Below are 9,417 nucleotides of genomic sequence, written 5' to 3'. Positions count from 1 at the left end.
TACCAATAAKGTCAATGCCACAACTTCGGTGGCKTGCTTGAGCCCCGTTACATTGTCGGCGCGGAATCACTTGACCAGTGAGCTATTACGCACTCTTTCAAGGGTGGCTGCTTCTAAGCCAACCTCCTGGTTGTCAGAGCAACTCCACATCCTTTCCCACTTAGCACGCGCTTTGGGACCTTAGTTGGTGGTCTGGGTTGTTTCCCTCTCGACTATGAAGCTTATCCCCCACAGTCTCACTGCTGCGCTCTCACTTACCGGCATTCGGAGTTTGGCTGACGTCAGTAACCTTGTAGGGCCCATCGGCCATCCAGTAGCTCTACCTCCGGCAAGAAACACGCAACGCTGCACCTAAATGCATTTCGGAGAGAACCAGCTATCACGAAGTTTGATTGGCCTTTCACCCCTATCCACAGCTCATCCCCTCAGTTTTCAACCTAAGTGGGTTCGGTCCTCCACGACGTCTTACCGTCGCTTCAACCTGGCCATGGATAGATCACTTCGCTTCGGGTCTAGGACATGCGACTGAATCGCCCTATTCAGACTCGCTTTCGCTACGGCTACCCCACACGGGTTAACCTCGCCACATATCGCTAACTCGCAGGCTCATTCTTCAAAAGGCACGCTGTCACACCTACCAGGGGTGCTCCAACGGTTTGTAAGCAAACGGTTTCAGGTACTATTTCACTCCCCTCCCGGGGTACTTTTCACCTTTCCCTCACGGTACTTGTCCGCTATCGGTCATCTGGGAGTATTTAGGCTTATCAGGTGGTCCTGACAGATTCACACGGGATTTCACGGGCCCCGTGCTACTTGGGATACTCTCCACGCCAGAACACGCATTTCGACTACGGGGTTGGCACCCTCTATGACCGGCCTTTCAAGACCGTTCGTCTATACGCTTCTGTAACGTCGCCAGCTCGGCAGAACTGACTGGTGAGTCCCACAACCCCGAATATGCAACTCCTGCCGGATATCACACACACTCGGTTTAGCCTGATCCGGTTTCGCTCGCCACTACTAACGGAATCGCGGTTGCTTTCTCTTCCTGTGGGTACTGAGATGTTTCACTTCCCCACGTTCCCTCTACCCGCCCTATATATTCAGGCGGGAGTCACTAGGTCGGCACGCCGCCCAGCGGGGTTTCCCCATTCGGACACCCTCGGATCAAAACTTGCTTATCAGTTCCCCGAGGCTTATCGCAGATTGCTACGTCCTTCTTCGGCTCCAGATGCCAAGGCATCCACCGTTTGCTCTTAAAGACTTGAAATCACATGAGTTTGAATCAAAAACCCGACCAGTCCGAAGACTGAATCAGAAATTGACTAATGATCTTTAAGATCATCTTGCGCAACTGATCAAAGACCAGTTGCAAGATGCTCGCGTCCACTGTGTAGTTCTCAAAGTACGGGCGGTACCCCTCACCACCTCCCCAACCGGAGAGACAACAAGAGGCCCAGAGGTACAGACCAGATCCCGAAAGACCCGCATCCGGTCCCTCAGGACCCAACAGCGTGCAGGCACCGAAACCCATCCCCCCGACGTTCCTGCAGCAAGCTGCGTACTAATCAGAGAAACAATCTCGATGCCATGTCAAATGTTCCACCCATGAGCTCCCAGCGAAGAACGTGTGCCTTCGATCTGGGTTCTGGACGCCGAAGCGTCAGATGCTCCTTAGAAAGGAGGTGATCCAGCCGCACCTTCCGGTACGGCTACCTTGTTACGACTTAGTCCTAATTACCGATCCCACCTTCGACGGCTCCCTCCACAAGGGTTAGGCCACCGGCTTCAGGTGTTACCGACTTTCATGACTTGACGGGCGGTGTGTACAAGACCCGGGAACGTATTCACCGCAGCGTTGCTGATCTGCGATTACTAGCGACTCCGACTTCATGAGGTCGAGTTGCAGACCTCAATCCGAACTGGGACCGGCTTTTTGGGATTCGCTCCACCTCACGGTATTGCAGCCCTTTGTACCGGCCATTGTAGCATGCGTGAAGCCCAAGACATAAGGGGCATGATGATTTGACGTCATCCCCACCTTCCTCCGAGTTGACCCCGGCAGTATCCCATGAGTTCCCACCATTACGTGCTGGCAACATAGAACGAGGGTTGCGCTCGTTGCGGGACTTAACCCAACATCTCACGACACGAGCTGACGACAACCATGCACCACCTGTTTACGAGTGTCCAAAGAGTTGACCATTTCTGGCCCGTTCTCGTATATGTCAAGCCTTGGTAAGGTTCTTCGCGTTGCATCGAATTAATCCGCATGCTCCGCCGCTTGTGCGGGTCCCCGTCAATTCCTTTGAGTTTTAGCCTTGCGGCCGTACTCCCCAGGCGGGGAACTTAATGCGTTAGCTGCGTCACGGAATCCGTGGAATGGACCCCACAACTAGTTCCCAACGTTTACGGGGTGGACTACCAGGGTATCTAAGCCTGTTTGCTCCCCACCCTTTCGCTCCTCAGCGTCAGTTACGGCCCAGAGATCTGCCTTCGCCATCGGTGTTCCTCCTGATATCTGCGCATTCCACCGCTACACCAGGAATTCCAATCTCCCCTACCGCACTCTAGTCTGCCCGTACCCACTGCAGGCCCGAGGTTGAGCCTCGGGATTTCACAGCAGACGCGACAAACCGCCTACGAGCTCTTTACGCCCAATAATTCCGGATAACGCTTGCGCCCTACGTATTACCGCGGCTGCTGGCACGTAGTTAGCCGGCGCTTTTTCTGCAGGTACCGTCACTTTCGCTTCTTCCCTGCTAAAAGAGGTTTACAACCCGAAGGCCGTCATCCCTCACGCGGCGTTGCTGCATCAGGCTTTCGCCCATTGTGCAATATTCCCCACTGCTGCCTCCCGTAGGAGTCTGGGCCGTGTCTCAGTCCCAGTGTGGCCGGTCACCCTCTCAGGCCGGCTACCCGTCGACGCCTTGGTGAGCCATTACCTCACCAACAAGCTGATAGGCCGCGAGCCCATCCCCAACCGAAAAATCTTTCCAAACGCAGACCATGCGGTCACGTCACATATCCAGTATTAGACGCCGTTTCCAGCGCTTATCCCAGAGTCAGGGGCAGGTTGCTCACGTGTTACTCACCCGTTCGCCACTGATCCACAAGAGCAAGCTCCTGCTTCACCGTTCGACTTGCATGTGTTAAGCACGCCGCCAGCGTTCATCCTGAGCCAGGATCAAACTCTCCGTAAAAAAGAAATGCATACGAACCGGGGAAAAACCGGAACGCAGCGAGTTTGATGCTGACCAAAGAGACGAATTCATTGCTGACTTCATCCGTTGCCAACCCCACAAAGGAGGCTGGTCTTTGATCCAAAGGAATTCTCACCCAGCCGAAGCTAGACGAGGATAATTTGGCATTTGACAAGTGCACGCTGTTGAGTTCTCAAGGATCGGATGCTCCCACGACCCAGCCATCACGACCAGGCCCGCAGGGCAACTTCTCTATCTTAGCCATCCCGACCCGCTTGTCAAATCGGCGCGCCGCGCGGATCTTGGATCCGCTGCGCAGCCGGTGACAGCCGCAGAAGGGGTGGATCTCCCATCCTAGGCGCAAGCGCCGGATCTCTCAAGTGAGAGTGGATCGGGAGTGGTTCTCCGCTTGAGGGGGGTGAAGCTCTGGGCTTCTCCGCTTCCCTGTGGGGCGAACAAGTAATAAGTTACGTGGATTCCGGGGGTCTGGCAAATCGGGCGCACCACCCCGGGCGTGTCGCGGGCGCCCCGCGCCGGGATTCGGCCGGATCAGCGGCTGTTTCCGGCGGTATCCGGGGGCGGAGTAGCATCACGCCCATGCCCACTCCCTCCTCCGACACCACTGCCGATCTGCTCGTCCGTATGTGGCGGGACACGGGCGTCGCGCCCCTCCCCGCGGACTCCCTCGCGTCACTCCGCACTCTCGATCCGGTGCCCCTCGCCTCGCGCACGGCGACCGCAGAGCTGGCTCTCGCCAGTGTGGCCGCGGTCACCGTGGCCGCCGGACTCGACCCCAGGTCCATCGATCCCCGACGCGTGGCCGTCGCCTACCGGAGCGACCGCTACCTGCTGGTCGACGGAACTCCCCCGCCGGTGTGGGCGCCGCTCTCCGGGTTCTGGGAGAGCGGCGACGGGTGGGTCCGCACACATGGCAACTACCCGCACCACGCTCGAGCGCTTCGCCGCGCACTCGGTCTGTCCGGCTCGGCGGGTGCGGAGGCCGTGACCCGCAGGATGTCGACCCTCTCGACCGACGAGGCCGTGGGCCTCATCTCCGCGGCGGGCGGACTCGCGGTGGCCGTGCGTCACGAGGACCCCGAGGCCGACCGGGCGCAGCGAGCTGCTCCGCTCCTCGATGTCGCGGTCGCCGACCCCGAGGGCGGACGAACGAAGGACCGACGGACCTCGTCTCCCGCCGTCTCGGCGCGCGCCCCGCTCGCCGGCCTCCGTGTCCTGGACCTCACCCGAGTGATCGCGGGGCCGGTGTGCACACGGACGCTCGCTCTCCTCGGCGCCGACGTGCTGCGTCTCGACCCGCCGCAGCTCCCCGAGCTCCCGTGGCAGCACCTCGACACCGGCCATGGCAAGCGCTCCGCACGCCTCGACGCCCGGTCCCCCGAGCTGCACGCCCTCCTGGAGTCGGCGGATGCGGTCGTGCTCGGATATCGGCCCGCCTCGCTGGACCGGCTCGGCCTTTCCCCCGACGCTCTGGTCGAGCAGCACCCGGGTCTCCTCGTCGCGGAGCTCAGCGCCTGGGGACCCGATCATCCCGAGCGCGCCGGTTTCGACAGTCTCGTCCAGGCGGAGAGCGGCATCGCGATGATCGAGGGCGACGACGGACGGCCGGGCGCCCTCCCCGCCCAGGCGCTGGATCACAGCAGCGGATATCTTCTCGCCGCCGCACTCACCCGCCTGCTCCGTTCCCGCGACGGGCGCTCGCGCATCGTGCGCACCTCCCTGCGCCGGGTCGCCGCCGAACTGCTGGGGATGCCGCGCACGACCGCTGCCGTGCGCGCGCCGGAGATCGACGCCTCGGCGCATCTCGCGCGATTCGACGTGGACGGGACGGCGGTCGTGACGGCGGCACCCGCTCTCCCCGGGCTCAGGTTCGAGGCCCCGCACGCATGGGGTACGGACGCACCACGCTGGTGACGCGGCTTCCCGACGTGCCGGGTCCGCTGCGGGTCAGAGGGCGGAGCGCGGCCGCCGCACGGCGAGGACCACGCAGAGGACCAGGGTGAGCAGGCCCCACACCGCACAGGCCGGCGGCAGCACCCGATACGCGAGATGCTGCACCGTGAAATCGGCGGAGAGCGGGCCGAACGCGAGCAGTCCGCCGACCCAGGCGAGCACGAGGATCACCGGCAGCGAGAGCCACCACGCGACCCGGACGACCGTCGGAAGGATCCGGGGCGCATGCGTTCGCGGGGTCGCACGACGCAGCCACAGTGCCGCCCAGATCGCCAGGCCCAGCAGGCCGAGCGCGCTCGAGGCGTACTGGAGCCACTTGTAGCCGTCGAACGGACCCCACGAGTTCGCGAGCGCGGGCAGCAGATCGACGCCCCACCGCGACTCATGCGTGAACGCGTCCCAGAGGATGTGCGAGAGCACCCCCAGCATCGCGGAGAGCACGAGCAGGACCGGATACAGCGACCGCGCACCCCGATACCGGGGACGGTCGTCGCGGGTCAGCGCCTCGACCCCGGCCCGGAGTCCGCTCGCGCCCCACCCGGCGGGCAGCCGCGTGCTCACCCAGTCGGGCAGCAGCTCCAGGGTCGCGGGGCGCAGCAGCAGACGCCACAGCAGGAAGAGCACGAGCGCGAGCAGCGCCGTCCACACGACGTTGACCGGATCGTGCAGGAAGCCGTAGTTGAGCCCGACGTTCCGCAGGAACAGCGAGATGTCCGGCGTCATCGCTCCGATCGCGATCGCCGCGGGGACCAGGGGCGTGCGCACGAACGGCAACGCCACGATCGCGTGACTCGGGGTGAACGGCATGCCTGACCGGGATCAGCCGAGGAAGACGCCGGCGAGTGTCTTCTTCCCGCGACGCAGCACCGAGACACCCCCGGGAAGCGTGCCCTGCACGGTCGCGGAGTCGTCCTCCACCCGATCGCCGTCGAGGGAGACCCCGCCCTGCGCGATGGCGCGACGGGCCTCCGACAGACTCGACACCAGCCCGGTCGCGACGAGTGCGTCGACGACCGGAGTACCGGCGGCGACCGTCGCGTGCGGGAGCTCGTCCAGAGCCGTGCGCAGCGTCGCCGCGTCGAGAGTGGTCAGGTCGCCCTGCCCGAACAGCGCCTCGGACGCCGCGATCACGGCCGCCGTCGCCTCCACACCGTGAACCGTCGCGACGACCTCGAGCGCGAGGCGCTTCTGGGCGGCGCGGCGGAACGGCTCCGTCGCCACGAGTTCGGCGTACGCCTCGATCTCGGCCCTGGTCAGGAACGTGAAGACCTTGAGGCGTTCGATCACGTCGGCATCGGCCGTGCTGAGCCAGAACTGGTAGAACGCGTAGGGGCTCGTGAGCTCCGCGTCGATCCAGATCGCGTTGCCCTCGCTCTTGCCGAACTTCGTGCCGTCGCTGTTGGTGATCAGCGGCGTGCCGATCGCGTGGACCGAGGCCCCCTCGACCCGGTGGATGAGGTCGGTGCCGCTGGTGAGGTTGCCCCACTGATCCGAGCCGCCCGTCTGCAGCACGCAGTCGTACTGGCGGTAGAGCTCGAGGAAGTCGAGCCCCTGGAGGATCTGGTAGCTGAACTCGGTGTAGCTGATGCCGGCGTCGGAGTTCAGGCGCGCGGCCACCGCGTCCTTCTTCAGCATCGTGCCGACGCGGTAGTGCTTGCCGATCTCCCGCAGGAAGTCGATCGCGGAGAGCGGCGCCGTCCAGTCGAGGTTGTTCACCATGCGGGCGGCGTTGTCGCCCTCGAAGCTGAGGTACCGCTCGACCTGGCCGCGCAGGCGGTCGACCCACTCCGCCACCGTCTCGCGGGTGTTGAGCGTGCGCTCCGCAGTCGGCCGGGGATCGCCGATCAGGCCGGTGGAGCCGCCCACGAGACCGAGCGGCTTGTGCCCGGCGAGCTGGAGGCGGCGGAGCAGGAGCAGCTGGACCAGGTGCCCGAGATGCAGACTCGGTGCCGTCGGGTCGAAGCCGCAGTAATACGTGACGGGGTCTCCCGCGAGCAGGGCGCGCAGCGCCTCCTGGTCGGTGGACACGTGGACGAGGCCACGCCACACGATCTCGTCCCACACGTTCTCGAACGTGGGGTCGATCGCCTGCGGCGCGGTCGTCAGAGCGGGAGTTGACACGCGCTCCAGGCTAGCAGCGCGCGACCGTCCCGCTGCGTCGCGGGCGGGGGTGTCAGCTGTGCGCCGCCCACCAGACGAGGAACGCGGCACCGAGGCCGATCACCCAGCTCACGAGGCTGCCGACGAGGAAGTACTCGGCACGCGCGCCCGTCTCCCCGTCTCGGGAGATCTCCGGGAAGCGGACGATGCCCTTGGCGGCGAGCATGGCCGCGAGCACCGGGTACGCCGCGGCGAGCGTGAGGATCATCACGAGCACGCGTTCCAGGGGGCCGATGAGCCGCCCGCCCTTGAATCCGTGGCGGGGATCGGCGGGGATCACGGCGGACACTGCAGGGGCGTCGGCCTCCGAGCGGTCGGAGGGTACGGGCTCGGGCGCGACGGTCCCCGAGACCTCGGCCGGGCGCCAGGTGTGCTCGCCGTCGAGAGCCGCACGGACGACGAGGTTCGCGGATTCGAGGAGGAAGACGCCGGCCCCGAGCGCGAGGACGGCGAGGTCGAACGGCACCTCACCGAAGGGCGAGCGGAGCGTCCAGAGCTCGCCGATGAGTCCGGACGTGCTCCTCGACCCGCCCCAGACCACGGCGGCGATGCTGAGGGCGGCCAGCGCGACCGCCGGCCAGAACCCGGCCCGGGACGGCCCCTCGTCCGGCATGCTCCACGCCCACAGCGCCCCGGCACCGAGCCCCAGGAGCGCGGGCAGCAGCGCATCGCCGCCGATGCCGAGGAGGAGGACCACGGCCGCGGCCACGACGAAGCCGATCCACCGCCGCGGCACGAACTGCCGGACGAGGTCGGTCGCGCCGACGGCGAGGAGGACGAAGCCGGCGAGGATCATGCGGACTCCCTCCGGAGCGCGGCCACACCTTCGATGAGAGCGGCGGCTCCCGCACTCCGCAGCGACTTGGAGACGCTCGGCTGCGAGATCCCCTCCTGGGCGGCGAGCTCCTGCTGGGACCGGCCGACCAGGCGTCCGTAGGTGAGGTGGCGTTCGCGCGTGCTCATCGTCCCCACCAGCTCGTCGCGCGCGAGGACGTAGGCGTTGGACGCGGCGATCACGGTCTCCATGACCTCATCCTGACCCGGGGCGCCGACAATCCAGGTGCGCGTGCGCGGCACGGCGCGCTGTTCGCGTGCGTGGACGGTCTCGATCGCGGCGCGTGCCGCGTACCACCCGGGTCCGTCGGCGAGCTCGCCGTGCACCGAGGTGACCGGCCGGACCTCGCCGACCCCGATGCCGAAGCGGAAGGCGAGCCCCTCCGGGAGGCGGAGCTGGACCATGAGGAGGGAGAGGAGCGCGTCGGGCAGTGCGCGGTAGACGCCCTGCTGCTCGTCCCCTACCGTGGGCGTGAGCGGGTGGATGGCCAGCGGGCGATCCTGTTCCACCTGTGCGATGGTCTCGTCCAGCGCGCGCTGCGCAGCACCGCGGTCCCGGAGTTCCCGGGACCCGACGATGTCGGCGATCACAGCGATGACCATGGCATAACCGTACCACGAATATTCGTAGTTTATGCCCTTATCAGCTATAGATGGGAAATATGCCTGAATCGCGCATCATCAACTGGACCGATGGCACCTGGACCCACGCCCCCGCCTGGACGCACGTCGACGGTCACCTCGACGCCACCGCGGCCGAGGGCAGCGACGCCTGGCGCCACACCGCCTACGGTTTCGTGCACGACACGGAGCACGCGCTGCTCGCGCCGCTCGCCGTCGGCGAGGCGATCGAGGTCGCGTTCCGTGCGCCGTGGGAGGGGCAGTTCGACCAGGCGGGGCTCTTCGTGCGCGCCGATGAGGAGCACTGGATCAAAGCGGGCGTCGAGTTCGCCGACGGCCACCTCGGTCTCGGTGCCGTCGTGACCGCCGGTCGATCCGACTGGTCGGTCGGCTACGTCGACGACTGGCGCGAGAGCGAGATCACGGTCAGGGTCAGCCGGTGGGCGGACGCGATGATCGTGCGCGCCCGGGCGGACGACGGCCCCTGGCGCCTGGTCAGGGTGGCTCCCTTCGCCGGCGATGCGACCGTCTCCGCGGGACCGTTCCTCGCCGCGCCCACCCGCGCGGGCCTGACCGTCCGGTTCACCCGGTGGGAACGCTCGGCCGCCGACGGCGACCTGCACTGAGG

Annotated in this window: 6 protein-coding genes and 2 rRNA genes; 2 read left to right on the top strand and 6 right to left on the bottom strand. The window is 65.3% G+C overall.

The annotated features are described in order from the left end of the window. Positions 1-1,270 (bottom strand): 23S ribosomal RNA (locus tag B7W94_RS00505); the annotation flags it as partial. Between the two features lie 408 nt (positions 1,271-1,678). Next, positions 1,679-3,203: ribosomal RNA gene (locus B7W94_RS00495) — 16S ribosomal RNA — on the bottom strand. 597 nt (positions 3,204-3,800) lie between these two features. On the opposite strand from B7W94_RS00495, the gene B7W94_RS00490 reads away from it, so the two are divergent. Then, positions 3,801-5,135 (top strand): CoA transferase, encoded by a 1,335-nt coding sequence (locus B7W94_RS00490; protein ID WP_085603581.1) that lies wholly within the window; start codon positions 3,801-3,803, stop codon positions 5,133-5,135. Between the two features lie 33 nt (positions 5,136-5,168). Here the strand turns inward: B7W94_RS00490 and B7W94_RS00485 are convergent, their stop codons facing one another. From B7W94_RS00485 to B7W94_RS00470, 4 genes are read right to left on the bottom strand one after another with little or no spacing between them, the layout of a single operon-like run. Further along, positions 5,169-5,981 carry a DUF4184 family protein gene (locus tag B7W94_RS00485; RefSeq protein ID WP_085603578.1) on the bottom strand — a complete coding sequence of 271 codons (813 nt, stop codon included), beginning with the start codon at positions 5,979-5,981 and terminating at the stop codon, positions 5,169-5,171. A 12-nt stretch (positions 5,982-5,993) separates the two neighbouring features. Continuing rightward, positions 5,994-7,295: a tyrosine--tRNA ligase gene (gene tyrS, locus B7W94_RS00480; RefSeq protein WP_126894554.1), complete on the bottom strand. Its 1,302-nt coding sequence runs from the start codon at positions 7,293-7,295 to the stop codon at positions 5,994-5,996. Positions 7,296-7,347: 52 nt separating this feature from the next. Next, positions 7,348-8,130, bottom strand: a complete 783-nt coding sequence (locus tag B7W94_RS00475) for a hypothetical protein (RefSeq protein ID WP_025105256.1) — start codon at positions 8,128-8,130, stop codon at positions 7,348-7,350. Next, a complete protein-coding gene (locus B7W94_RS00470; protein ID WP_085603575.1) occupies positions 8,127-8,771 on the bottom strand; it encodes a SatD family protein in 645 nt (214 codons plus the stop codon). Before B7W94_RS00470 ends, B7W94_RS00475 begins: the two co-directional genes overlap by 4 nt. 59 nt (positions 8,772-8,830) lie before the next feature. On the opposite strand from B7W94_RS00470, the gene B7W94_RS00465 reads away from it, so the two are divergent. Continuing rightward, complete coding sequence (locus tag B7W94_RS00465) at positions 8,831-9,415, top strand: DUF1349 domain-containing protein (RefSeq protein ID WP_085603572.1); 585 nt, start codon at positions 8,831-8,833, stop codon at positions 9,413-9,415. Positions 9,416-9,417 lie beyond the last annotated feature (2 nt).

The organism is Microbacterium sp. LEMMJ01, assembly GCF_002114135.1.
Taxonomy (GTDB): domain Bacteria; phylum Actinomycetota; class Actinomycetes; order Actinomycetales; family Microbacteriaceae; genus Microbacterium.
Note: the sequence above shows the minus strand (reverse complement) of the source record. Positions and strands in the feature narration are given on the sequence as shown.